This is a genomic window from Pseudomonas fluorescens (genome assembly GCF_902497995.1).
GTDB classification, from domain to species: domain Bacteria; phylum Pseudomonadota; class Gammaproteobacteria; order Pseudomonadales; family Pseudomonadaceae; genus Aquipseudomonas; species Aquipseudomonas fluorescens_BK.
The window spans coordinates 154,931-178,051 of record NZ_CABVII010000009.1; the positions used below are offsets into that span (position 1 = coordinate 154,931).

21 protein-coding genes are annotated in these 23,121 nt (G+C 57.5%); 14 read left to right on the plus strand and 7 right to left on the minus strand.

Going from position 1 to position 23,121, the window contains the following annotated elements; all coding sequences use genetic code 11:
* Positions 1-301 precede the first annotated feature (301 nt).
* The 5 genes from F8N80_RS12955 to ydcS all read right to left on the minus strand — a co-directional run bounded on the left by F8N80_RS12955 (position 302) and on the right by ydcS (position 5,951).
* Complete coding sequence (locus tag F8N80_RS12955) at positions 302-1,726, minus strand: gamma-aminobutyraldehyde dehydrogenase (RefSeq protein WP_150748249.1); 1,425 nt, start codon at positions 1,724-1,726, stop codon at positions 302-304.
* Positions 1,727-1,894: 168 nt separating this feature from the next.
* Positions 1,895-2,704, minus strand: a complete 810-nt coding sequence (locus F8N80_RS12960) for an ABC transporter permease (protein WP_150748250.1) — start codon at positions 2,702-2,704, stop codon at positions 1,895-1,897.
* Positions 2,694-3,641: an ABC transporter permease gene (locus tag F8N80_RS12965; RefSeq protein ID WP_150783982.1), complete on the minus strand. Its 948-nt coding sequence runs from the start codon at positions 3,639-3,641 to the stop codon at positions 2,694-2,696. Before F8N80_RS12965 ends, F8N80_RS12960 begins: the two co-directional genes overlap by 11 nt.
* The gene (locus tag F8N80_RS12970) at positions 3,642-4,679 is read right to left on the minus strand and encodes an ABC transporter ATP-binding protein (protein WP_150748252.1); all 1,038 of its coding nucleotides are present in this window, start codon (positions 4,677-4,679) and stop codon (positions 3,642-3,644) included.
* A 120-nt stretch (positions 4,680-4,799) separates the two neighbouring features.
* Positions 4,800-5,951 (minus strand): putative ABC transporter substrate-binding protein YdcS, encoded by a 1,152-nt coding sequence (ydcS, locus tag F8N80_RS12975; protein WP_150748253.1) that lies wholly within the window; start codon positions 5,949-5,951, stop codon positions 4,800-4,802.
* 299 nt (positions 5,952-6,250) lie between these two features.
* On the opposite strand from ydcS, the gene F8N80_RS12980 reads away from it, so the two are divergent.
* Positions 6,251-6,973, plus strand: coding sequence for a tellurite resistance TerB family protein (locus F8N80_RS12980; protein WP_150748254.1), 723 nt, complete (start codon positions 6,251-6,253; stop codon positions 6,971-6,973).
* Here the strand turns inward: F8N80_RS12980 and F8N80_RS31165 are convergent.
* Complete coding sequence (locus F8N80_RS31165) at positions 6,958-7,131, minus strand: hypothetical protein (protein ID WP_191632911.1); 174 nt, start codon at positions 7,129-7,131, stop codon at positions 6,958-6,960. The two genes, F8N80_RS12980 and F8N80_RS31165, sit on opposite strands and share 16 nt — an antisense overlap.
* Before the next feature lie 88 nt (positions 7,132-7,219).
* On the opposite strand from F8N80_RS31165, the gene F8N80_RS12985 reads away from it, so the two are divergent.
* The 7 genes from F8N80_RS12985 to F8N80_RS13015 are packed head-to-tail and all read left to right on the plus strand — an operon-like array spanning position 7,220 to position 15,677.
* Entirely contained in the window at positions 7,220-8,842 is a 1,623-nt protein-coding gene (locus F8N80_RS12985; protein ID WP_150748255.1) for a methyl-accepting chemotaxis protein, read from the plus strand.
* On the plus strand, positions 8,842-9,378 hold the full coding sequence (locus F8N80_RS12990; RefSeq protein WP_150783983.1) for a chemotaxis protein CheW: 537 nt from the start codon (positions 8,842-8,844) through the stop codon (positions 9,376-9,378). The genes F8N80_RS12985 and F8N80_RS12990 overlap by 1 nt, the downstream gene beginning before the upstream one ends.
* Positions 9,375-10,646, plus strand: a complete 1,272-nt coding sequence (locus F8N80_RS12995) for a CheR family methyltransferase (RefSeq protein ID WP_150783984.1) — start codon at positions 9,375-9,377, stop codon at positions 10,644-10,646. The genes F8N80_RS12990 and F8N80_RS12995 overlap by 4 nt, the downstream gene beginning before the upstream one ends.
* Positions 10,643-11,326, plus strand: coding sequence for a chemotaxis protein CheW (locus tag F8N80_RS13000; protein ID WP_150783985.1), 684 nt, complete (start codon positions 10,643-10,645; stop codon positions 11,324-11,326). The genes F8N80_RS12995 and F8N80_RS13000 overlap by 4 nt, the downstream gene beginning before the upstream one ends.
* The gene (locus tag F8N80_RS13005; protein ID WP_150783986.1) at positions 11,323-13,620 is read left to right on the plus strand and encodes a hybrid sensor histidine kinase/response regulator; all 2,298 of its coding nucleotides are present in this window, start codon (positions 11,323-11,325) and stop codon (positions 13,618-13,620) included. Before F8N80_RS13000 ends, F8N80_RS13005 begins: the two co-directional genes overlap by 4 nt.
* On the plus strand, positions 13,617-14,627 hold the full coding sequence (locus tag F8N80_RS13010) for a chemotaxis response regulator protein-glutamate methylesterase (RefSeq protein ID WP_150783987.1): 1,011 nt from the start codon (positions 13,617-13,619) through the stop codon (positions 14,625-14,627). The genes F8N80_RS13005 and F8N80_RS13010 overlap by 4 nt, the downstream gene beginning before the upstream one ends.
* A gap of 48 nt (positions 14,628-14,675) precedes the next feature.
* Positions 14,676-15,677 carry a response regulator gene (locus F8N80_RS13015; protein WP_150783988.1) on the plus strand — a complete coding sequence of 334 codons (1,002 nt, stop codon included), beginning with the start codon at positions 14,676-14,678 and terminating at the stop codon, positions 15,675-15,677.
* Positions 15,678-15,969: 292 nt separating this feature from the next.
* On the opposite strand, the gene F8N80_RS32150 is transcribed toward F8N80_RS13015, so the two are convergent.
* Positions 15,970-16,326: a hypothetical protein gene (locus F8N80_RS32150; RefSeq protein ID WP_150748262.1), complete on the minus strand. Its 357-nt coding sequence runs from the start codon at positions 16,324-16,326 to the stop codon at positions 15,970-15,972.
* Positions 16,327-17,396: 1,070 nt separating this feature from the next.
* Between F8N80_RS32150 and F8N80_RS13025 the strand changes: the two genes are divergently transcribed.
* From F8N80_RS13025 to F8N80_RS13050, 6 genes are all read left to right on the plus strand, one after another.
* Positions 17,397-18,824 (plus strand): 4-hydroxyphenylacetate 3-hydroxylase N-terminal domain-containing protein, encoded by a 1,428-nt coding sequence (locus F8N80_RS13025; protein ID WP_150748263.1) that lies wholly within the window; start codon positions 17,397-17,399, stop codon positions 18,822-18,824.
* 188 nt (positions 18,825-19,012) lie between these two features.
* Positions 19,013-20,218 carry a M24 family metallopeptidase gene (locus F8N80_RS13030; protein ID WP_150783989.1) on the plus strand — a complete coding sequence of 402 codons (1,206 nt, stop codon included), beginning with the start codon at positions 19,013-19,015 and terminating at the stop codon, positions 20,216-20,218.
* A gap of 25 nt (positions 20,219-20,243) precedes the next feature.
* A complete protein-coding gene (locus F8N80_RS13035) occupies positions 20,244-21,251 on the plus strand; it encodes a PLP-dependent cysteine synthase family protein (RefSeq protein ID WP_150748355.1) in 1,008 nt (335 codons plus the stop codon).
* A 71-nt stretch (positions 21,252-21,322) separates the two neighbouring features.
* Positions 21,323-22,000: an orotate phosphoribosyltransferase gene (gene pyrE / locus F8N80_RS13040; RefSeq protein WP_191632912.1), complete on the plus strand. Its 678-nt coding sequence runs from the start codon at positions 21,323-21,325 to the stop codon at positions 21,998-22,000.
* The gene (locus tag F8N80_RS13045) at positions 21,997-22,560 is read left to right on the plus strand and encodes a TIGR00730 family Rossman fold protein (RefSeq protein ID WP_150748357.1); all 564 of its coding nucleotides are present in this window, start codon (positions 21,997-21,999) and stop codon (positions 22,558-22,560) included. The genes pyrE and F8N80_RS13045 overlap by 4 nt, the downstream gene beginning before the upstream one ends.
* A complete protein-coding gene (locus F8N80_RS13050; RefSeq protein ID WP_150748358.1) occupies positions 22,551-23,087 on the plus strand; it encodes a flavin reductase family protein in 537 nt (178 codons plus the stop codon). Before F8N80_RS13045 ends, F8N80_RS13050 begins: the two co-directional genes overlap by 10 nt.
* The last annotated feature ends 34 nt before the right edge of the window (positions 23,088-23,121 follow it).

Here is a 23,121-nt window from a genome sequence, read left to right on the forward strand (position 1 = left end):
TGTTGATGAAATTCCGGCTTCGACCCCGGGTCGCTGATTTGGCAGCGACGAGGTAAAGCCTATCGTTCAGGCGCTCGCGGCGCCAAGTCTACTCTGGGGACGTTTGTTGTAGGAAACGGCGTTTTTATCGGAAGGCTTGATCTGTAGAAATGGGTTTTGTTTTGGCTTCTGTGGGCTGGACCTGACGGTGCATCTGGCCGGTGTCTTTCTTGATTCAGCGTTGACGCCATCGCGGGTTAGTCGGACCGCCGCACCGCCGCTCCCACAGGGACTGCGGCGATCCGACTTGCCCGCGAAGCTTTTAATGCTTGAACATCACATGCCGCACCACGGTGTAGTCCTCCAGCCCGTACAAAGACAAGTCCTTGCCATACCCGGACAGTTTCTGCCCGCCATGGGGCATTTCGCTGACCAGCATGAAGTGCGTGTTGACCCAGGTGCAGCCGTACTGCAAGCGGGCCGAAAGGCGATGCGCGCGACCGACGTCCGAGGTCCAGACCGACGATGCCAGGCCGTAGTCCGAATCGTTGGCCCAGGCCAGCACTTGCGCCTCATCGGTGAATCGGGTCACCGACACCACCGGCCCGAACACTTCGCGGCGGACGATTTCGTCATCCTGTTGCGCGTCGGCCAGCACCGTCGGCTCGAAGAAGTAGCCATCGCCTTCCACCGCCTTGCCACCGGTGATCAAGCGAATATGCGGCTGCGCCACGGCGCGCTCGACGAACCCGGCCACACGGTCGCGGTGTTGCGCGGTGATCAGCGGGCCCAGCTCGGTCGACGGATCATCCTGCACGCCGTACTTGAGGGTGCTGACCGCTTCGCCGAGCTTGTCGACGAACCTGTCGTAAATGCCTTCCTGCGCATAGATGCGGCACGCGGCGGTGCAGTCCTGGCCGGCGTTGTAGAAGCCGAAGGTGCGAATGCCTTCCACGGCGGCGTCGATGTCGGCGTCGTCGAAGATGATCACCGGCGCCTTGCCGCCCAGTTCCATGTGCAGGCGTTTGACGCTTTCGGCGGTGCTGGAAATGATGTTCGAGCCCGTCGCGATCGAGCCGGTCAGCGACACCATGCGCACTTTCGGATGCGTGACCAGGGGGCTGCCAACCGTCGGGCCACGGCCGAACACCAGATTAAGCACGCCGGCCGGTAAAATTTCCGACGCCAGTTGTGCCAGACGCATCGCGGTCAGCGGGGTTTGTTCCGACGGCTTGAGCACCACGGTATTACCGGCGCCCAGGGCCGGGGCGATTTTCCAGGCGACCATCATCAGTGGGTAGTTCCACGGTGCAATGGAGGCGATCACGCCCACTGGATCGCGACGGACCATCGAGGTGTGCCCGGGCAGGTATTCACCGCCGGCCGAACCGCCCATGCAACGGCTGGCGCCGGCGAAGAAACGGAACACGTCGGCAATCGCCGGAATCTCGTCGTTCAGCGCGGCAGTGTAGGGTTTGCCGCAGTTATCGGATTCGAGTCTGGCCAGTTCTTCGCCATGGGCTTCGATGGCGTCGGCGAGTTTGAGCAGCAGCAGCGAACGCTCTTTCGGCGTGGTTTGCGACCAGGTTTCGAAGGCGCTGTCGGCGGCGCGCACGGCGGCATCGACCTGGGCTTCGCTGGCTTCGTTGATCTCCACCAGTACGCGGCCCAGCGCCGGGTTGAACACCGGCTGGGCCGGGCCTTCGCCGTCGAGCAGCTGGCCGTTGATCAAGAGTTGGGTTTGCATGGCATGGTCCTCTTCGAATCATTGTTTTTCTGTCGGAACCGGATTCCTGTAGGAGCGAGGCTTGCCCGCGAAGAGGCCACCACATTCAACATTGATGTTGGCTGACACTCCGCCTTCGCGGGCAAGCCTCGCTCCTACAGGAGTTCGGTTCGGGAAATGAGATGTCAGTTATTTCCCGCCGCTACCGGCCACGCTTTCTCCACCACGGGTCAAGTAATAGGCGCCCAGGATCGGCAGCATGGTCACCATCATCACCAGCATCGCGACGACGTTGGTCACCGGCACGTCCCGTGGGCGGCTGAGCTGGTTGAGCAGCCACAGCGGCAGGGTGCGTTCATGGCCGGCGGTAAAGGTGGTGACGATGATCTCGTCGAACGACAGCGCAAAGGCGAGCATGCCGCCGGCCAGCAACGCCGAGCCGAGGTTCGGCAGGATGATGTAGCGAAAGGTCTGCCAACCGTCGGCGCCGAGGTCCATCGAGGCTTCGATCAAACTGTGCGAGGTGCGGCGCAACCGGGCGATGACGTTGTTGTAGACGATCACCACGCAGAAGGTCGCGTGACCGACGATAATGGTGAACATCCCCGGTTCGATGCCCAGCGTCTTGAACGTCGCCAACAGCGCGATACCGGTAATGATTCCCGGCAAGGCGATCGGCAGGATCAACATCAGCGAGATGCCTTGCTTGCCGAAGAAATCCCGGCGGTATAGCGCCGCCGACGCCAACGTGCCAAGGACCAGTGCAATAAGTGTAGCAACGGCTGCTATCTGCAATGACAGCTTGATCGCTTCCAGCACGTCGGGCCGCGAGAACGCCACGCCGATCCACTTCAAGGTGAAGCCCCTGGGCGGAAAACTGAACGCCGCGTCTTCGGTGTTGAAGGCGTACAGGAAGATGATCAGGATCGGGAAGTGCAAGAACACCAACCCGCCCCAGGCTGCGATGCGTAGTCCCAAGGAAGCTTTTTCAGAGCGCATCGAAAGCCCCCAGTCGCTTGACGATTGACAGGTAGATTGCGATCAGCACGATCGGCACCAGCGTGAACGCCGCGGCCATGGGCATGTTGCCGATGGCGCCTTGCTGGGCGTAAACCATGCTGCCCACGAAATAACCCGGCGGGCCCACCAATTGCGGCACGATGAAATCGCCCAGGGTCAGGGAAAAAGTGAAGATGGAACCGGCGGCAATGCCCGGAATCGACAGTGGCAATGTCACTTGCATGAAGGTCTGGCGCGGCGTCGCCCCGAGGTCGGCCGAGGCTTGCAACAGCGACGGCGGCAGACGTTCAAGTGAAGCCTGGATCGGCAGGATCATGAATGGCAGCCAGATGTAGACGAAGACCATGAAGCGCCCCAGGTGCGAGGTCGACAAGGTGCTGCCGCCCACCCCCGGAATGCCCAGCACCCACTGCAGCACAGGCTCCAGTCCCAAGTGTTGAACGAACCACTGCGCGACGCCGCCCTTGGCCAGCAACAAGGTCCAGGCATACGCCTTGACGATGTAGCTGGCCCACATGGGCATCATCACCGCGATGTAGAAAAACGCCTTGGTTTTGCCGGTGGTGTAGCGCGCCATGTAGTAGGCAATCGGGAAGGCCACGACGGCGCTGGCGATCGACACGACGACGGCCATGCTCAGGGTGCGCACAATGATGTCAAAGTTCGACGGCTGGAACAGCGCTGCGAAGTTCGCCAGGGTCAGGTCGGGCGTGACCGCCATGGTGAAGTCGTCGAACGTGTAGAAACCTTGCCACAGCAGCACCAGCAGCGAACCGAGGTAGATCGCGCCGAACCACAGCAGTGGCGGTATCAGCAGCATCGACAGATACAGGTTGGGCCGGCGATACAGCAGGTTGGAAAACCTGCGCAATGGCGAACCGTTGGCTGGGGGTTGTGGAGCTGTCACGGTGTTCATTCACACCCCGCCGACAACGTCGTCGTGTAGCGCCACCATGGCTTCTCGCGCCCAGCGGGCACTGACGCGTTGCCCGGTCTGGTGCCGGGCGCTGACATCCAGCCATTGGTTGTTGGCCTGGCTGATGTTCAGGGTCTGGCCGTTTTCCAGCTTCAGTTCATAGCGCGTGGCGCTGCCCTGGTACTGGATATCGTGCAGCAAACCGTTGACTTCGATCTCGTGGCTGGCCAGCGGGCCTTCGGCGAAACGCACGTGTTCCGGACGAATCGAAAACGGCTGTGGATTGCCGCTCAACTGTCGCGCCAGATCACCGCGAATCACATTGGAGGTGCCAACGAATTCAGCGACAAAAGTGGTCGCCGGTTTCATGTACAGGTGGCGTGGCGTGTCGACCTGCTCGATGCGACCCTTGTTGAACACGGCCACGCGGTCTGACATCGACAGTGCTTCGGTCTGATCATGGGTGACGAAGATGAAGGTAATGCCGAGCTGGCGTTGCAGCTTCTTCAACTCGCCCTGCATTTGCTCGCGCAGCTTGAGGTCGAGTGCACCCAGGGGTTCGTCGAGCAGCAGCACCCGAGGGCGATTGACCAGCGCGCGGGCCAGGGCCACACGTTGGCGTTGTCCGCCGGACAGTTGCACCGGCTTGCGTTCGCCGTAGCCGCCGAGGGCGACCATGTCGAGGGCTTCTTCGGCACGTTTGCGCCGTTCGGCCTTGCCCACACCTTTGACTTTCAAACCATAAGCGACGTTGTCGAGGACGTTCATGTGCGGGAACAGCGCGTAATCCTGGAATACGGTGTTGACGTCACGCTGATAAGGCGGCACCCCGGCGGCCTCGACACCATGAATACGAATGGAGCCTGCGCTCGGCTGTTCGAAACCGGCGATCAGGCGCAGACAGGTGGTTTTGCCCGAGCCGGAAGGGCCCAGCATGGAGAAGAACTCGCCGTCCTGGATATCGATGGAAACCCGGTCAACGGCTTTAACTTCGCCGAATTGACGGGAAACGTTGGTGAACTGGACGGCAAGCGTCATGGTGCGGTGCTCCGAAGAACAGAATCTTTAAAAGCTTCGCGAGCAGGCTCGCTCCCACATTGGAGTGCGATCACCTGTGGGAGCGACGGTGCGGCGATCCGACCTGCTCGCGAAGAGGGCTTAACGACCGCCCATGATCGCGATGTAATCCTGGGTCCAGCGGCTGTACGGCACGAACTTGCCGCCTTCGGCCTGCGGGGTTTTCCAGAAGGCGATCTTTTCGAACTGGTCGAAACCGTTGGTCTTGCAACCTTCGGCGCCGAGCAATTCGCTCTCCTGGCACGCTGTGGGAACCGCCGGCAGCGAACCGAACCATGCCGCGAGGTCGCCCTGGACTTTCGGTTGCAGCGACCAGTCCATCCACTTGTAGGCACAATTGGGATGCTTGGCCTCGGCGTGCAGCATGGTGGTGTCGGCCCAGCCCGTTGCACCTTCCTTGGGAATGACCGAGGCAACCGGCTGCTTGTCCGCCACCAGCCCATTGACCATGTAGCCCCAGGTGCTGGATGCCACGACGCCTTCGTTCTTGACGTCGCTCATCTGCACGGTTGCGTCATGCCAATAGCGGTGGATCAATGGCTGTTGTTTGCGCAGCAGGTCCAGTGCCGCCTTGTATTGCTCTTCGTTGAGCTGGTACGGGTCCTTGATCCCCAGTTCCGGCCGTTTCGCCTTGAGGTAGAGCGCTGCGTCGGCGATATAGATCGGACCATCGTAGGCCTGGACCCGGCCCTTGTTGGACTTGCCGTCCGGCAACGTCTGTTCCTCGAATACCACCCCCCAACTGTCGGGGGCTGTCTTGAATACGTTGGTGTTGTACATCAACACGTTCGGACCCCATTGGTACGGAGTGCCGTAGGTCTTTTTATCGACGACATACCACGGGCCATCCTTGAGACGAGGGTCAATGTTCTTCCAGTTCGCAATCAACGCCGTGTTGATCGGCTGCACACGTTTGCCGGCGACCAGTCGCAGGGATGCATCACCAGACGCGGTGACCAGGTCATAACCGCCCTTGGTCATCAAGCTGACCATCTCGTCGGAAGTGGCGGCCGTCTTGACGTTGACCTTGCAGCCGGTTTCCTTTTCGAAACCGGTCACCCAGTCGTAGGCCTTGTCGCTCTCGCCACGTTCGATGTAGCCAGGCCAGGCCACGATATCCAGCTGGCCTTCGCCGGCACCGACGGCCTTCAGCGGTTCCGCCGCCTGGATGCTGGCACTGGTCAGCAGCGCGGTGGTGATTGCACTGAGCAGTGCGGTCTTGTGCACGAACATGGTGTTTCCCTCTTCTTTAATTATGGTCGGGGCTGTTTCTGAACGTGGTGAAGCCAATACCGGTACGGCTAATTGTTAGCGTAGTGCGCTTTTATAATTGCTGTCCGTAGCGAGCCGGATTGCCGCACAACACGGTGGCCCTGCGGCGACTCACCGGGCATGTCCTTGCCGTAGCCGGTGCGCTTGACGCCGCGATGGATCAAGCAACATCTGGAAGCACTCTCGCGGACGTTTGTCGGGCACTTTCGATCTAGGCTGGTGGCCTTATTGATCCGGATAACCCCTTTTGGAGGCGGAACATGAACACCCGTGGATTGCTCGATCAGCTACTCAAGTCCGGCCAGGATCTGTTGCAGAACAAGAACGGCGGGCCGCGGAACAAATCGTCTGCCGGTGGGCTGGGCGGTCTGCTCGGCGGTGCCGGTGGCTCGGGCGGCTTGGGAGGGATGCTCTCCGGCGCTGGCGGTGGAGCCCTGGCAGCCGGGGCCATGGGCCTGCTGCTAGGCAACAAAAAGGTGCGCAAAGTCGGCGGCAAGGTCGCGATCTACGGCGGCTTGGCAGCGCTGGGAGTGATTGCCTACAAGGCGTATGGCAATTGGCAGGCTCAGCAGGGCGCTGCACCGACGACCGAACCACAAACCATCGACCGCTTGCCGGCCACCCAGGTCGAGCAGCACAGCCAGGCGATTCTCAAGGCACTGGTGGCGGCAGCCAAGGCTGACGGCCACGTCGATGCACGGGAGCGCGAATTGATCGAAGGTGAGTTCAGCAAGCTCGACAACGATCAGGAACTGCAACATTGGCTGCACGCCGAACTCAACAAGCCCCTGGACCCCGCCGACGTCGCTCGTGCCGCCAGCACCCCGGAAATGGCCGCCGAGATGTACATCGCCAGTGTGATGCTGGTGGACGAGGAGAACTTCATGGAGAAGTCCTACCTGGATGAACTGGCGCGTCAGCTGAAGCTGGAGCCGGGGTTGAAAGCCGAGCTGGAGAAGCAGGTGCGTCAGGCTTCGGTGTAAACCTTCAAACCGCCTTCGCTGTAGGAGCGAGCGGTGCGGCGATCCGACTTGCCCGCGAAGGCGGCCTTGAGTCCTGCACCGCCCATGAAGACGTCTTCGCCGGCAAGCCTGGCTCCTACAGGGGGATTTTCAGTCCAGTCACATCCTCGATTTGCCATGGCGAGACGTGCCGCGCAACCGTCTTATAAATGAAACACCGCCCTCGGCTATACTCCGCAGCATTTGGAAACACCTCGAGGACTGACTGTGAAGAACTGGACGTTGCGCCAACGGATTTTGGCGAGCTTTGCGGTAATTATCGCCATCATGCTGCTGATGGTCGTCGTCTCGTACTCACGGCTGTTGAAGATCGAAGAAAGCGAAGCCAGCGTTCGTGAAGATGCACTTCCCGGGGTGTATTACAGCTCGATGATTCGCGGTGCCTGGTCCGACAGCTATCTGCGGATCCAGGAAATGCTTGGCTTGAAGGAGGGGCAGGGCTTCAGTACTCAGGATGCCGCCGACTTCAAATCCATCGAGTCTCGTCTGCAAGGGCAGATAGGTAACTATCGCGATACCGTCACCACGGATGAAGACAAGGTCGAATTCGCTACCTTCGAAAAATACAATGAGCATTACCACAAGGTCCTGGCGGCGGTGCTCGACTTGCGTCAGCGCAATGAGGACGCGCAAGCCATCAAGTTGTTCAACGAACAGCTAACCCCGGCCTGGACCGCAGGTCGCATGAAACTCAATGACATCCTGCGCGAAAACAAAGCGGTGGCGGACCAGGGCATCATGGCGATTGATGACGCGGTGCTCACAGCAAAATTCATCATGGGCATTTCCCTGCTGGTCGCGGTGTTGGCCGCCGGCCTCTGCGGCCTGCTGTTGATGCGCGCAATCATGGCGCCGATGAACCGGATCGTTGAAATACTCGAAATCATGCGTACCGGCGACCTCAGCCGTCGCCTGGACCTGGCCCGCAAGGACGAATTCGGCGCGGTGGAAACCGGCTTCAATGACATGATGGCCGAGCTGACGTCCCTGGTGTCCCAGGCCCAGCGCTCGTCGGTGCAGGTCACCACCTCGGTGACCGAGATCGCCGCCACCTCCAGGCAACAGCAAGCCACCGCCACCGAAACCGCCGCCACCACCACGGAAATCGGTGCAACGTCCCGTGAAATCGCCGCCACTTCCCGCGACCTGGTGCGCACCATGACCGAAGTCTCCACCGCCGCCGATCAGGCCTCGGTGCTGGCCGGTTCCGGACAGCAGGGCCTGGCGCGGATGGAAGAGACCATGCACTCGGTCATGGGCGCAGCGGATCTGGTCAACGCCAAACTGGCGATCCTCAACGAGAAGGCCGGCAACATCAACCAGGTGGTGGTGACCATCGTCAAGGTGGCAGACCAGACAAACCTGTTGTCGCTGAACGCCGCCATCGAGGCGGAAAAGGCCGGAGAATATGGCCGCGGGTTCGCCGTGGTGGCGACCGAAGTGCGCCGTCTGGCGGACCAGACCGCCGTTGCCACGTACGACATCGAACAGATGGTGCGCGAGATCCAGTCGGCGGTGTCGGCCGGGGTCATGGGCATGGACAAGTTCTCCGAAGAAGTACGCCGCGGCATGTCCGAGGTGCAGCAGGTCGGCGAACAACTGTCGCAGATCATCCATCAGGTCCAGGCGCTGGCGCCACGGGTGTTGATGGTCAACGAAGGCATGCAGGCGCAGGCCACCGGTGCCGAGCAGATCAACCATGCGCTGGTGCAGCTGGGCGATGCCAGCAGCCAGACCGTCGAGTCCCTGCGCCAGGCCAGTTTCGCCATCGACGAACTGAGCCAGGTCGCTGTAGGGCTGCGTAGCGGCGTATCGCGATTCAAAGTCTGATGAGCGAACTCACGGCCAAACGCGCCCCTGTGAAGCCGGCGTTGCACATGTTGTTCCTGGTGTTCCGCATCGGTAACGAGCGCTATGCCTTGCAGGCCATCGAGGTGGCGGAGGTGCTGCCGCGCCTGCCATTGAAGCCGATTGCCCAAGCACCGGCCTGGGTGGCCGGGGTGTTCGCCTATCGCGGCGCGGTCGTGCCGGTGATCGACCTCAGCGCGCTGACGTTCGGTACACCTGCCCAGGCTCGCACCAGCACCCGCCTGGTGCTGATCAATTACCGTCCGGATGAGACCGCCCGGGCGCAATTGCTCGGACTGATCCTGGAACAGGCCACCGACACCTTGCGCTGCAATCCGGCAGATTTTCAGCCCTATGGCCTGGATAATCGCCAGGCGCCCTACCTCGGGCCTGTTCGTGAAGACGCGCAAGGGCTGCTGCAATGGGTCCGGGTCGCCGACCTGTTGAGCGAGCCGGTTCGCGCGCTGCTGTTTCCGTCACCGCCGCTGGATCCGGCGCTGCTTGAGGCGCGCCCATGAGCAGTGATCAACGGTTCTTCGATTTCCTCAAGGAACGCATCGGTCTGGACGTGACCTCGGTGGGTCCGGCGATCATCGAGCGTGCTGTGCGCCAGCGCCGCGCAGCCTCCCGAGCACAGACGGCCGATGAGTACTGGCACACCCTGCAAGGCTCGCGGGATGAGCAGCAGGCGCTGATCGAAGCGGTGATCGTTCCCGAAACCTGGTTTTTCCGATACCCGGAATCGTTCGTCACCCTGGCGAAACTGGCCGCCAAGCGCCTGGCCGATATCAACCACATGCGCGCCCTGCGGATTCTCAGCCTGCCGTGTTCCACCGGTGAAGAACCCTATTCCATCGCCATGGCGCTGCTCGATGCCGGGTTCAAGCCGCATCAGTTCAAGGTCGAGGGCATGGACGTCAGTCCGATGTCGGTGGAAAAGGCCAAGCGTGCGCTGTACGGCAAAAACTCATTTCGTGGTCAGGACCTCGAGTTTCGCGACCGGCATTTCAGCGCCGACAGCGACGGCTATCGCCTCGGCGAGCGAGTGCTTGAGCAAGTGCGCCTGCAGGTCGGCAACGTGCTCGATCCGGCCTTGCTGGCCAATGAACCACCCTATGATTTCGTGTTCTGCCGCAACCTGTTGATCTATTTTGACCTGCCGACCCAACAGCAGGTTTTTGAAGTGCTCAAGCGTCTGACCCATGTTGACGGCTTGCTGTTCATCGGCCCCGCGGAGGGCAGTCTGCTGGGGCGCTTTGGCATGCACTCGATCGGCATCCCGCAGTCCTTTGCGTTCAGTCGTCAGCGTGCGCCGGAGCCGGCGTCATGGGGGACTTTTGCTCCAGCATCGCTGCCCGTGCGCCAACCGCTGCGCAGCGTGACACCACCACCGGTTCGCAGCCGGCCGTTTGCAACGGTGGCGCCACGACCTGTCATGACCCGATCGGCCAACCCGGACGCCGCTGCATTGCTGGCGAACATCGCCGCGCTGGCCAACGCAGGCAAAAGCTTTGAGGCCCGCACCGCGTGCGAAAGCTATTTGCGCAGCCACGAACCGGTGGCCCAGGTCTTCTACTGGCTGGGGCTGCTCAGCGACGTCGCCGGCAGTGCCCTCCAAGCCCAGTGTTATTACCGCAAAGCGTTGTACCTCGAACCGCAACACCCGGACGCGCTGATGCACCTGGCCGCCTTGCTGCAATCTCTGGGCGACACCGCGGGTGCCAGGCGATTGCAGGACCGCGCCGCCCGTGGCGAGCGCGCCGCTGACAGTGAGCGTAAACGATGATCGCCACCGACGACTTTAGCCTCATCCATAGAGATGCCCAGGCCATCGACGACTGCTGGAACCGCATCGGTGTCCACGGCGACAAGTCCTGCCCGCTGCTGAGCGAACACATTCACTGCCGCAACTGTGCGGTGTATTCGACTGCCGCGACGCGCCTGCTCGACCGTTATGCGTTGCAGCAGGAAGATCGCGGGCACCTGTCGACAGCGGTCGAGAGCGATGTGCAAACCCGTTCGCTGTTGATGTTCCGTCTGGGCGAAGAATGGTTGGGCCTGGCCACCCGCAGTCTGGTGGAAGTGGCGCCATTGCAAGTGATTCACTCCTTGCCGCACCAGCGATCCCGGGCCTTGCTCGGCGTGGCTAACGTGCGCGGTGCCCTGGTGGCATGCCTGTCCCTGGTCGAATTGCTCGGCCTCGATGGGGCGGGTAGCGTGGCATCCGGCGCGCGGGTCATGCCGCGGATGCTGATCATCGCCGCCCACGGCGGGCCGGTGGTGGTGCCGGTGGACGAGGTGGACGGGATCCATGCCATCGACGAGCGCATCCTCGAGGCGGCATCCCGTTCCGGCACCCAGGCCAGCGCGAGGTACACCCGTGGTGTGTTGCCATTCAAAGGTCGCAGCCTGCGTTGGCTGGATGAAGAACAGCTGCTGTCCGCCGTGACCCGGAGCCTCACATGACCCCCGAGCAAATGCGCGACGCCTCTTTGCTGGAACTGTTCAGCCTGGAAGCCGAAGCCCAGACGCAAGTGCTGAGCGCAGGTCTGCTGGCGCTGGAGCGCGATCCGACCCAGGCCGATCATCTCGAGTCGTGCATGCGCGCGGCGCACTCGCTCAAGGGCGCCGCGCGGATCGTCGGTGTCGATGCCGGCGTCAGCGTTGCTCATGTGATGGAAGATTGTCTGGTCAGCGCGCAGGAAGGGCACCTGTACCTGGGCCCCGAGCACATCGATGCGTTATTGCAGGGCACCGATCTGTTGGTGCGCATCGCAACGCCCGATAACAATCCGGTTCCTGCGGATATCGAAGCCTATGTGGCGTTGATGGCTCGATTGCTGGATCCGCTGGCGCTTGCCGTCCCGATCAGCACCCCCACAGCGCCGCTCATGGCCGAGGATCTGCTGCAAACCCCCAGGGCTGTGCTGCCGATGCCGATGCTGGAGGTCGAACCGCAACCCGACGCATCCGTCGAGCCAGCAGCCAAGGCCAGACGCAGCACCGAAAACGGTGAGCGCGTCCTGCGGGTCACCGCCGAACGCTTGAACAGCCTGCTCGACCTGTCAAGCAAGTCCCTGGTGGAAACCCTGCGGCTCAAACCGCACCTGGCCACCATGCAGCGGCTCAAGCGCCTGCAGAACAACGGCCTGCGGGCCCTGGAAAACCTCAACGTCCATCTCAAGGAGCATGCCTTGAGCCTGGAGGCCCGGGAGGCTCTCGACGATGCCCGTCGGCTGCTGGCCGAATCCCGGCAATTGCTGGTGGAAAAGAACGCCGAGCTGGATGAGTTCGCCTGGCAGGCCAGTCAACGGGCGCAAGTGTTGTACGACACGGCGCTGGCGTGTCGTATGCGCCCGTTTGCCGATGTGTTGACCGGGCAAGTGCGGATGGTCCGCGACCTTGGCCGTAGCCTGGGCAAGCAGGTGCGTCTGGAGATCGAGGGCGAGAAAACCCAGGTCGATCGCGACGTCCTGGAAAAACTCGAAGCGCCGCTGACGCACCTGCTGCGCAATGCCGTGGACCACGGCATCGAGTCCCCGGAACAACGACTGCTGGCCGGCAAACCGGCTGAAGGCTTGATCCGTCTGCGCGCCTCGCATCAGGCCGGACTGTTGGTGCTGGAGTTGAGCGATGACGGCCATGGCGTCGATCTGGAAAAGGTCCGCCGCAGCATCATCGAGCGGCAATTGTCCCCGGCTGATACCGCCGCGCAATTGAGCGAAGAGGAACTGCTGACGTTCTTGTTCCTGCCGGGTTTCAGCTTGCGGGACACGGTCACCGAAGTGTCCGGCCGCGGGGTCGGGCTGGACGCGGTGCAACACATGGTCCGGCAATTGCGCGGCGCGGTCGTGCTGGAACAAGCGGTGGGCGAGGGCAGTCATTTCCACCTCGAAGTGCCGCTGACCCTGTCGGTGGTGCGCAGCCTGGTGGTGGAAGTCGGTGACGAGGCCTATGCGTTTTCACTGGCTCACATCGAGCGCATGCGCGAACTGGAGCCGGCGGACATTGTGCAGGTCGAAGGCCGTCAGCACTTCTGGCACGAAGGCCGGCACGTCGGGCTGGTCGCCGCCAGCCAGTTATTGCAGCGCCCGGCGAGTCAGAACAGTCAGCAGACCCTCAAGGTGGTGATCATTCGTGGGCGCGAGGCGATCTACGGTGTGGCCGTCGAGCGTTTTATCGGCGAGCGGACGCTGGTGGTATTGCCGCTGGACGAACGACTGGGCAAGGTGCAGGACATTGCTGCCGGGGCCTTGCTCGACGACGGTTCGGTGGTGCTGATCGTCGACGTAGAAGACATGTTGCGTTCGGTGGACAAACTGCTCAACACCGGGCGCCTGGAGCGTATCGCGCGTCAGGGCAGCCAAGCGGTCGGAGCGGCTCGCAAACGGATTCTGGTGGTCGACGACTCACTGACCGTGCGCGAGCTGCAACGCAAGTTGTTGCGCAATCGCGGGTATGACGTGGCCGTGGCGGTGGACGGCATGGATGGCTGGAACGTCCTGCGTTCGGAGGATTTCGATCTGCTGATCACCGACATCGATATGCCACGCATGGACGGTATCGAATTGGTGTCTTTATTGCGCCGGGACAATCGCCTGCAATCCCTGCCGGTCATGGTGGTGTCCTATAAGGATCGCGAAGAAGACCGCCGTCGTGGACTGGACGCCGGAGCCGACTATTATCTGGCCAAAGCCAGTTTTCATGACGACGCCCTGCTCGATGCAGTGGTGGAGCTCATCGGAGGAGCGCGCGCATGAAGATAGCCATCGTCAACGACATGCCCATGGCGGTGGAGGTCCTGCGCCGCGCCCTGGCGTTCGAACCGGCGCACGAGGTGGTCTGGGTCGCCGGCAACGGGGCCGAGGCGGTGCAACGTTGCGCCGAATTCACCCCGGACCTGATTCTTATGGACCTGATCATGCCGGTGATGGACGGCGTGGAAGCGACCCGGCGAATCATGGCCGAGACCCCTTGCGCGATCGTCATCGTCACGGTCGACCGCCAGCAGAATGTCCATCGAGTGTTCGAGGCCATGGGCTACGGCGCGCTGGATGTCGTCGACACTCCGGCACTGGGTGCAGGTAACGCGCAGGATGCGGCCGCACCGCTGCTGCGCAAGATCATCAATATCGGTTGGCTGATCGGTGACCGGGGCAATCGAGAGCGGGCGACCCCGAGCCCCTTGCGCAACTCGGCTTCGCGTCAGCGCCTGATCGCCATTGGTTCGTCCGCGGGCGGGCCGGCGGCGCTGGAAGTATTGCTCAAGGGCCTGCCGCCGAATTTTTCGGCGGCTATCGTGCTGGTGCAGCATGTCGACCAGGTATTCGCCGCCGGCATGGCCGAATGGCTGAGCAGCGCCAGCGGCCTGAACGTGCGCCTGGCCCGGGAAGGCGAGCCGCCGCAGCCCGGTACGGTGTTGCTGGCCGGCACCAACCACCATATCCGCTTGTTGAAAAACGGCACGCTGGCCTACACCGCCGAACCGGTCGACGAGATCTATCGGCCCTCGATCGATGTGTTTTTCGAGAGCGTTGCCCATTACTGGAGCGGCGATGCCGTGGGTGTTTTGTTGACCGGCATGGGGCGCGATGGTGCGCAGGGACTTAAACTCATGCGCCAACAGGGCTACCTGACCATCGCCCAAGACCAACTCAGCAGTGCGGTGTATGGCATGCCGAAGGCGGCTGTCGCCATCGACGCTGCCGTGGAAATTCGTCCGCTGGACAAGATCGCGCCGCGATTGCTGGAGATTTTCAGCCAATGACCCTCTTTAGCAGCAATCCCGGCCCAAGCAGTACTCAGGTGACCGTACATGAATGACTTACAGCTCGACGGCTCAAAAACCGACGAAAACGCCGCCATGGTGTTATTGGTAGACGACCAGGCAATGATCGGCGAGGCGGTGCGCCGCGGCTTGTCGAATGAAGGCAATATCGACTTCCACTTTTGCGCCGACCCGCACCAGGCCATCGCCCAGGCGATTCGCATCAAGCCGACGGTGATCCTGCAGGACCTGGTCATGCCCGGTCTCGATGGGCTGAGCCTGGTGCGCGAATACCGCAATCATCCGGCGACCAAGGACATTCCGATCATCGTCCTGTCGACCAAGGAAGACCCGCTGATCAAGAGCGCGGCGTTTGCGGCCGGGGCCAATGATTACCTGGTCAAGCTGCCGGACAACATCGAGCTGGTGGCGCGCATCCGCTATCACTCGCGTTCCTACATGACCCTGCTGCAGCGTGACGCGGCGTACCGGGCGCTGCGGGTCAGCCAGCAGCAGTTGCTCGACACCAACCTGGTGCTGCAGCGGTTGATGAACTCCGACGGCCTGACCGGGCTGTCGAACCGCCGGCATTTCGATGAATACCTGGAACTGGAGTGGCGCCGCTCCCTGCGCGACCAGAGTCAGCTGTCATTGCTGATGATCGATGTCGACTACTTCAAGTCCTACAACGACAGCTTTGGCCACCTGGACGGCGATGAAGCCCTGCGCAAGGTGGCCACGGCTATCCGTGACGCCGGCGCCCGGCCGTCGGACCTGCCGGCCCGTTACGGCGGCGAAGAGTTCGCCCTGGTCCTGCCCAACACCTCGCCGGGCGGCGCGCGGCTGGTGGCGGAAAAACTGCGCCAATCCGTGGCCGCACTGAAGATTGCGCACATTTTCCCGGCCGAAGGTTCGAGCCTGACCATCAGCATCGGCCTGTCGACCATCACCCCGCAGCCGGGCGGCGACTGCCGTCAATTGATCCTGGCGGCGGACAAGGGGTTGTACCTGGCGAAGAACAATGGGCGTAATCAGGTGGGGATTGAGTAGGGGCAAACGCACCTATGGTTGATTAGAAATAGCTGACAAGCTTATTTTTGATGGAGTAAAAATAAACCTGTCAGCTATTCGTATGTTTTACGGACTCTGCGCCTGCGTTCGCCGCCCAATGACGTCCTTCAATCGCAGCTGTCTGGCAGCGGGATGGTAAGTACACGAGCAGTCGTGCAGGACGACCACGTCGTTGCGGATTTCCTCGCGCATCGCGAGATTTTTCAGCAACTTGGTTGCGGCATTGACGCGGTAGGCTGCGGTTTCGTGTAACAGTCGTTCGGATATCGGTCTAGATAACATCTGTTTTCAGTCCATCGCTGCAAAGTTTTGAGTGACAGGCCAGACCTGCTGGCAGACCCGGTTTTTTTGCTCCTTGCTGCAACGGTTTCGCTCGACATGTCACGAGTAACTGCCGTTTCATAAAGACGTCACTTGTCCTCTTTGTTGGTCCCCAATAGTCGTTGCGCTTTTCCTGCCGCACCAACCACGCGGCTATCTGAGCGATTGCCTTGTCTTTGCGACGCAATTCGCACTCAAGTTCCTGAACACGTTTCTTAGCTTTGCGAGACTGCTCCCGATCTTCATTTGGCCGGTTTTTTTTCGATTTTTGGCCAGTGATGAAGGCTGGTCGCGAGGCCGTATTCATCGAGAGAAAGGCCTTTGCGACAGCAATACTCGCTCAGATCGATCATGGACAAGCCGGCGGCTTTAAGCACGACAGTAAGCTTGGTTTCGGCTGACCAGTTCTCGTTCAACGGTTTGTTTTCGAACACTGCACTTCATTCAGAACTGAGCTGCTTGCTCCACTTGGACAAAGAATTTCGCTGATCCCTTCGCGTCGGGAAATCTCGGCCTTCGACCGGTTACGCGTGGAAGCAGCATCCTGAGCAATGCTGCTTTACGTTTAGGTGAAAAACACGGCACGATCAATCGCTTTCCGCACCCCATATGAATTTCAGGAAAATTCGGTGAGACGACAAATTATCCTGACGCCAGGAGCTATAGGAATACGTTAGGGGTAAGAGTTTTGTTTGTGGCTTGTTGATAACTATCTCTGTGATGTAGGAATATTCCTTCTTATATATAGTCTCGGTACTACGTGGAAATATATTGATCAATTGTGTTGCGGGGTCTATAACTAATCCCGTCATTGCATGTTGATGACGTGTGTTCAGATATATGGTTGGATATTTCAGATTGATATCTTGGCGTTAACCATATGTGAATTTGCCCGCCATTTCAGCACCTGCCGTAATAAGGAGTTATGATGGATAATCAACAAGTGACTGCGCTTGAGATGGACGAGCAAGCAGTTGATGTGGATCTTTATGCAGAGGTCGATGACAAGCTGGTGCTGGCAATCTCAGCTCCTACGTAAAATAAGGAATGGCAAGGCTGATTTAACTCTTGGATGAGATTCAAGACTGGGTGTCTTAGTCTTGAACGATAAGGAGCTAGTATGCGAGAGCTTAACTTTAGTGTAGGTTATGTCGCAGTTGTAGATTTTTTAGACTCAAATTCACAGTCTGTTGCGGAATATTTTTCTAGAAATCAGAAGCATCTAGAAGCTTCTATACCGAAACGTTTTATACACAAGCGTTCTGGCAGGAACAATTGTCACGCTACCAATTATCACGCGCCGCTGATAAAGAGTTGCGGTTCACTCTTATCGATAGCAAAAATCCTACGAAATATTAGACCGAGCAAGGAAGCGGAATGAGCGCAAGAGAGAACTATCTCACCCGCCTGAAAAAACCACGCCCAGTGTGGATAAATGGGAAAAAGGTAATGCAACTCGAAGCTGAGCCAAGTTTCAAAGGCGCTATAGACATCATCCTTCGTTACTACGAACTTTTAGAGCATGATGGATTCCATTTCGATTATGCGGGTGGTATTTCTGCCATCAGCTTAATGACGCCACGGTCACCTGAGGACTTGGTGAAGAAGCGAATCGCATACCAGGCGGTCGCTAACCTCTCTTTCGGTATGCTCGGGCGTACACCAGACTTTATGAACGCGGCATTGTGTGCGATGAGGTCGCACGCAGATTTCTTCGGAAAAGGTGAGTTCACAAACTTCAGTGAAAACGTCAATAACTTCTATGACCGCTGCGCTCGCGATAATTTGTTCATCGGGCACGGTGCAATAAATCCGCAAATTGACCGGTCAAGAAGCTTGGGACTTCAAGAGAATGCCTACGTTGGCGTGGCTTGCACGAAGACGGAACGTGCAGGTATTCGTGTGTCGGGGGCCAAGATGATTGTTACGCTTGCGCCTATCGCCGATGAGCTACTGATTTTTAATATGCCCGGTCTGTCCAGTGCAGACACAGACTATGCGTTGGCTTTTACGGTGCTTACCGACGCAGAAGGGCTCAAAATCATTTGTCGTAAACCATTGACCCATGATTCAAGCTCAGCATTCGACTACCCGCTTTCGAGCAAGATCGATGAGATAGATGCCTACTTGGTATTTGAAGATGTTTTTATACCTTGGGAAGATGTCTTTATCTTCAAAGATGTTGAAAAATCCAATCGATTCTACGACATCACCAAAACCAGACATCATACCGGTCATCAGGGAATTGTTCGGGGGCTGGCAAAGGCTGAGCTTCTTATCGGTGTCGCAGATGCGCTTGCTAAAAACCTCGGGCTAAACCAATTTGTTAATATCCAAGAAAAAATAGGCAAATTAACAACGGCTTATGAGCTAATTAGAGCCGCTGTCATTATTACGGAAATCGAATCTGAAATGGATTCGCAGGGCGTCTGCAACCCTCGCATCACGTCGATCCAAGCTATCCGCTACCACTTTCCCAAGTGGTACCAACAAATGATCACCACTGTTCAGGCACTTGCTGCTGGTTCAATGCTCGCCGTACCACATAGCCAGGATTTTTTGAACGAAAATGAAGTGTGCCTGACTTCTGCTTTGCAGAACCCATTCCTTTCGGCAAAGGATCGCAGTCATTTACTTAACTTGGCATGGGATGTAACGGGCGACGGTTTTGGTCAACGGCAGATGGTGTATGAAAACTACCACGCCGGTGATCCAATGCGCATCGCCGCTGCTCATTACGTTTATTATGATAAAACCGTGATGGTCAATGCTGTTGCTCAAGCGCTGAAACCCAAGAACGATTAATGATCGCGCACGTTTGTCTGCCGATACACGTGTAATTTAAAGTGTGATGAGCATGCCGCTCCAGCGCTCATTGATGTTTATTGTGCTTGAGTTGCAGGTTGTACTTAACTTCTAGCCGAAGGCCATAGCTGATGTTGTGGTCTGTGCCGGCTGCATATCATATATCTTAGCTCAAGGTGCGGGCAGTAATGATTTATAATGCAGACAGACTGTCGAAAGTAATGACTGTCAACGACCTCGAATTGCTAATTGTTTCGTCTCTGGAAAATATCAATTACTTTTCGGGGTTGCGTCCGGTCATAAAGACGCTGAATAAATATTATGGTGAGTGTTACATCGTTATTCATGTGAGTACACCTCGCGTATTAAATTTCGTGCATTCTTGCGGTGAGTGTGATCAATTGACAGAGTCCATGTCTAGCCTCGGACATGTGTTTACCTACGGAACTTTTTACAGGGAAAGTGGAGCCGCCTATGAACGACAGGGTGATGAGGCTGATATTTTCAAATGGACAATGGATTCGCCGCGCCATGCTAATGGTAAAGAAGCCCTGTTAGCATTGATCGCGACCATCGCACCCAAGCGTTTGCCGCGTATAGGTTATGATCAGGATGGTATGCCCAAAGCGACTGTGGAGGCGCTGAGCAATTCTGTTGGGAAAGATAATCTTGTTGAAAGCGCTGCACTTGTTCGCGATGTCCGTAAGGTTAAAACTGCCTCGGAAATAAGTGGCTTGAGTCGCGCAGCACAAATCAACGAGCAGGCTATATATCGAGTCACCGAGGCACTGCAGAGCGGTATCTCGGAACATGAGCTAAAAGAGATTTTCGAATACGAAGTAGTAAAACAAGGCGGTCGTCCAGAATTGACGATGCTTAAAATTGGTTTGAATGCGGTCGGCGGTCAGCGGCAGCAGAAGAAGGACAACACTTTAAGTGCAGGTGATCTGGTGTGGTTTGATTCCAATACCTCCTATCAAGGCTATTGGGCGGATTTGGCGCGTGTTGTAGCGTTCAAGGATTTGAACCCGGCAACCCTGGTGAAATATAACGCGCTGCGTAAAGGCATGATCCACGCTTCCGAGATTGCGAAGCCTGGGATAACTGGCGCAGAAGTGTTTAATAGCACAATGGAGTTCATTCAGGATCAGGGGTTTTCAGGTTACCGCAGGCATCACATAGGTCACGGCATAGGCTTTGAAGCGTATGAGCGACCGATCATGTCGCCTGATGAGAACTGCTGCATCGAAGAGGGTATGGTCATCTCACTTGAAACTCCGTACTACGAGTTTGGGCTCGGTGCTCTGCATATTGAAGATCCCGTGTTGATTGGCGTGCAACAGAATACCTTCTTGACCCTAAACCCGTGTCCGGAGCTTAAAGTTATAAACTGACATCAAACAATGAAGGGAGTCAAATGTGCAAAACATCGTAGAGTCGATAGGCAGTACGCCAGTGCTGGAGTTACGCCATCCATTGGTACCGAAAAATAAAAAGCTTTTTTTAAAACTTGAGCAATTCAATCCAAACCTCAGTATCAAAGATCGAACCGCACTGGGCCTGATCCAGTATGCGTTGAAAGCTGGAAAGTTGCTTCCTGGTGGCCGGATCATTGAGTCCACATCCGGTAACTTGGGAAAGTCTCTCGCCATGATAGGCGCGGCGATGGGGTTTGGGGTGACTGTCGTTGTCGACCCGAAGGTGAGCAGCAGTGCACTTAACTGGTATAGAGCCTATGGCGCAACCGTCGACATGGTGACCGTGCCAGACCAGTCAGGTGGGTACCAGCAGTCGAGGATTGCACGGGTGAAAGAACTGCTTAAAGCTGATCCCAATGCTTACTGGCCGAACCAATATGACAACCCCGATAATCCTGATTATCATTGTGAGACGACGTCCAAGGAGTTTCTGCCATACGATTATGATGTACTGGCAGGTTGTGTAAGTACGGGCGGGCACTTATCGGGTATTGCAAAGGGCTTGAAAAGCCATAACTCCAGCATGAAAGTGCTTGCCTGCGATGTTAAGGGGTCTGCCGTGCTGGGTGGGAATTTTGCACCTTATTTGCTCAACGGTGTTGGTTTGGCGTGGCGCTCATCTAATACCCATATTGAATACTTTGATTACATGGCCATCGTTGAGGATAAGCATGCCATTTCCATGTGCAGGATATTAGCGCGCGAGTGCGGGGTGCTGCTCGGTGGGTCAGCCGGTCTGGTAGCATTTGGAGCACTTCAACTCCTGTATAACAGCGATGTGAATAGCATTTTGGCGATCATGCCAGACTCCGGAGCCAACTATCTAGATACGCTTTACGACGATAACTGGGTCCGTGAAAAGGATATTGCCATCCAAGATTCTGCCAAACTTCTCAAGTTTCTTTCCGCAACGTCAAATGCGGAGCAGGAGTTTATGGCTCATGCCTAGTGGGCATCACTGGGTGTTGTTAAGCGCTCCAGCTGATTTGTCTGTTGATGACGTCGAAGAAGGAAAGGGAAATGAATTCTAAAGAGTTGCTGGCAAGATTTATCGTTGATGAAGAAATTATAAGGTTTGGCTCTTTCAAGCTAAAGTCTGGAAGAATCAGTCCTTATTTTTTTAATTTTGGCGGGCTCAGCGACGCTGGTTTGCTTTTTCGTTTAGCGCAATACTATGCCGCGCACATCAAGAGTTCGGGTGTGGAGCGTTATGACGTTTTATTTGGGCCCGCGTACAAAGGGATTCCTCTGGTGGTGTCTACGGCTATCGCGCTCTCGAAGGAACAGGCCCTACTTCCTTATTCCTTTAATAGCAAGGAGGCGAAAGCTTATGCAGATGGTGGCCTGATAGTAGGTAGTAATCTGAAAGGAAAAAAGGTTCTGGCGGTGGATGATGTCATTACTTCCGGTAGAACAATACAAGAGTCTAAGTCCATCGTTGAAGACGCAGGCGGGCAGTTAGCTGGATATCTAGTCGCGCTGGATCGGTGTGAAAAAATGCTCGATTTGGATGACTCTGCGGTGTCAAGAAGCTACAAGCAATATGGTGTCAAGTGCACAGCAGTCAGTGATATCTGGGCCGTGCTCCATTATATGCGGAGCTTGACGGTACATCAGGATAACGTCAGACGAATGGAAGATTATCTCGAGCAGTATGCCGCCGCTCCAGTTGATGCCTGGAATGAGGTTGCATCATGAAGTCATTGGCACTTTTCTGTGGGTCCAGCTTAGGTGTTAAAGACGAGTATGCTCTGGCAGTGGAGCACCTGGTATCGGTCATTCATGCCAAAGGGCACGGAGTTGTCTATGGCGGCGGGAAGGTCGGACTGATGGGCGTTGTGGCGGAGTCTGCAAAGTCTATTGGTTGTAAGGTTGTTGGGGTAATGCCGCAGTTTTTAATCGACAAAGAGTTGGCGTGTGCTGACCTCTCTGAACTGGTGATCGTTGACGATATGCACCAACGAAAGAAAACAATGATCGAACTGTCGTCTGGTTTCATTGCGTTGCCAGGCGGGACCGGTACTGCCGAAGAGTTTTTTGAAGCCTGGACTTGGGGGCAGTTGGGGCTGCACGCTCACCCCTGCGCGCTTTACAACGTTGAAGGGTGTTATGAGTCGCTTATTCGCTACTTTGAAGACCTTGTAGCCAATGGGTTCATGAACCGGGTATTTCTCGATTCGTTAATTATCTCGGACTCTCCTGAGGTTATCTGCGCCATGATCGACAGTTTCAAAGGAGTCGGCGCTAAATGGAGCTAATGTCTGCCGGTCGAGTTGAGGTCTTAAGCGTTGAAAGTGAATTAGCTACTCGCTCTGAGGCTGCGCAGGCGTATTGCAATGCCATGGCCAAGTTGGTGGTGGGCGTCTGTGTCGTCACCACCGGCGACGAAGACGGAATAGCGGGGTGTACGGCGACGGCAATCTGTAGTGTCTCCGATACCCCTCCGACAATGTTGGTCTGCATTAATCGACTTTCTGATACAAGTAGTACAGCCGTTCGTAGCCGGTCGATGTGTATTAATATTCTTTCGGCTCATCAACAGGGCATCAGTGAAACGTTCAGTAGACGTGCTGATGCAGGCAAGTTTTCTTCTGTTGAATGGCATCGGGGTACGTCGGGAGCGCCGATCCTTGGCGGGGCGTTGATTTCATTAGATTGCGAAGTGTCGACCGTACAAGATTGTAATACCCATACAATTTTTTTCTGTCGCCCGTTATCAATTGTGTCTGGAGAGGCGACTGACCCGCTCTGTTATTACGGCCGCGCTTACCAGCAATTAGCATAACTATTGCTCCGCCATATGGCCTGGGTTTGTGCTC

Coding starts and splice junctions, on each gene's coding strand:
- F8N80_RS12955 (WP_150748249.1), bottom strand. CDS start 1,726: ATGCAAACCCAACTCTTGATCAACGGCCAGCTGCTCGACGGCGAAGGC.
- F8N80_RS12960 (WP_150748250.1), bottom strand. CDS start 2,704: ATGCGCTCTGAAAAAGCTTCCTTGGGACTACGCATCGCAGCCTGGGGC.
- F8N80_RS12965 (WP_150783982.1), bottom strand. CDS start 3,641: ATGAACACCGTGACAGCTCCACAACCCCCAGCCAACGGTTCGCCATTG.
- F8N80_RS12970 (WP_150748252.1), bottom strand. CDS start 4,679: ATGACGCTTGCCGTCCAGTTCACCAACGTTTCCCGTCAATTCGGCGAA.
- ydcS (WP_150748253.1), bottom strand. CDS start 5,951: ATGTTCGTGCACAAGACCGCACTGCTCAGTGCAATCACCACCGCGCTG.
- F8N80_RS12980 (WP_150748254.1), top strand. CDS start 6,251: ATGAACACCCGTGGATTGCTCGATCAGCTACTCAAGTCCGGCCAGGAT.
- F8N80_RS31165 (WP_191632911.1), bottom strand. CDS start 7,131: ATGGCAAATCGAGGATGTGACTGGACTGAAAATCCCCCTGTAGGAGCC.
- F8N80_RS12990 (WP_150783983.1), top strand. CDS start 8,842: ATGAGCGAACTCACGGCCAAACGCGCCCCTGTGAAGCCGGCGTTGCAC.
- F8N80_RS12995 (WP_150783984.1), top strand. CDS start 9,375: ATGAGCAGTGATCAACGGTTCTTCGATTTCCTCAAGGAACGCATCGGT.
- F8N80_RS13000 (WP_150783985.1), top strand. CDS start 10,643: ATGATCGCCACCGACGACTTTAGCCTCATCCATAGAGATGCCCAGGCC.
- F8N80_RS13005 (WP_150783986.1), top strand. CDS start 11,323: ATGACCCCCGAGCAAATGCGCGACGCCTCTTTGCTGGAACTGTTCAGC.
- F8N80_RS13010 (WP_150783987.1), top strand. CDS start 13,617: ATGAAGATAGCCATCGTCAACGACATGCCCATGGCGGTGGAGGTCCTG.
- F8N80_RS13015 (WP_150783988.1), top strand. CDS start 14,676: ATGAATGACTTACAGCTCGACGGCTCAAAAACCGACGAAAACGCCGCC.
- F8N80_RS32150 (WP_150748262.1), bottom strand. CDS start 16,326: ATGAATACGGCCTCGCGACCAGCCTTCATCACTGGCCAAAAATCGAAA.
- F8N80_RS13025 (WP_150748263.1), top strand. CDS start 17,397: ATGAGCGCAAGAGAGAACTATCTCACCCGCCTGAAAAAACCACGCCCA.
- F8N80_RS13030 (WP_150783989.1), top strand. CDS start 19,013: ATGATTTATAATGCAGACAGACTGTCGAAAGTAATGACTGTCAACGAC.
- pyrE (WP_191632912.1), top strand. CDS start 21,323: ATGAATTCTAAAGAGTTGCTGGCAAGATTTATCGTTGATGAAGAAATT.
- F8N80_RS13045 (WP_150748357.1), top strand. CDS start 21,997: ATGAAGTCATTGGCACTTTTCTGTGGGTCCAGCTTAGGTGTTAAAGAC.
- F8N80_RS13050 (WP_150748358.1), top strand. CDS start 22,551: ATGGAGCTAATGTCTGCCGGTCGAGTTGAGGTCTTAAGCGTTGAAAGT.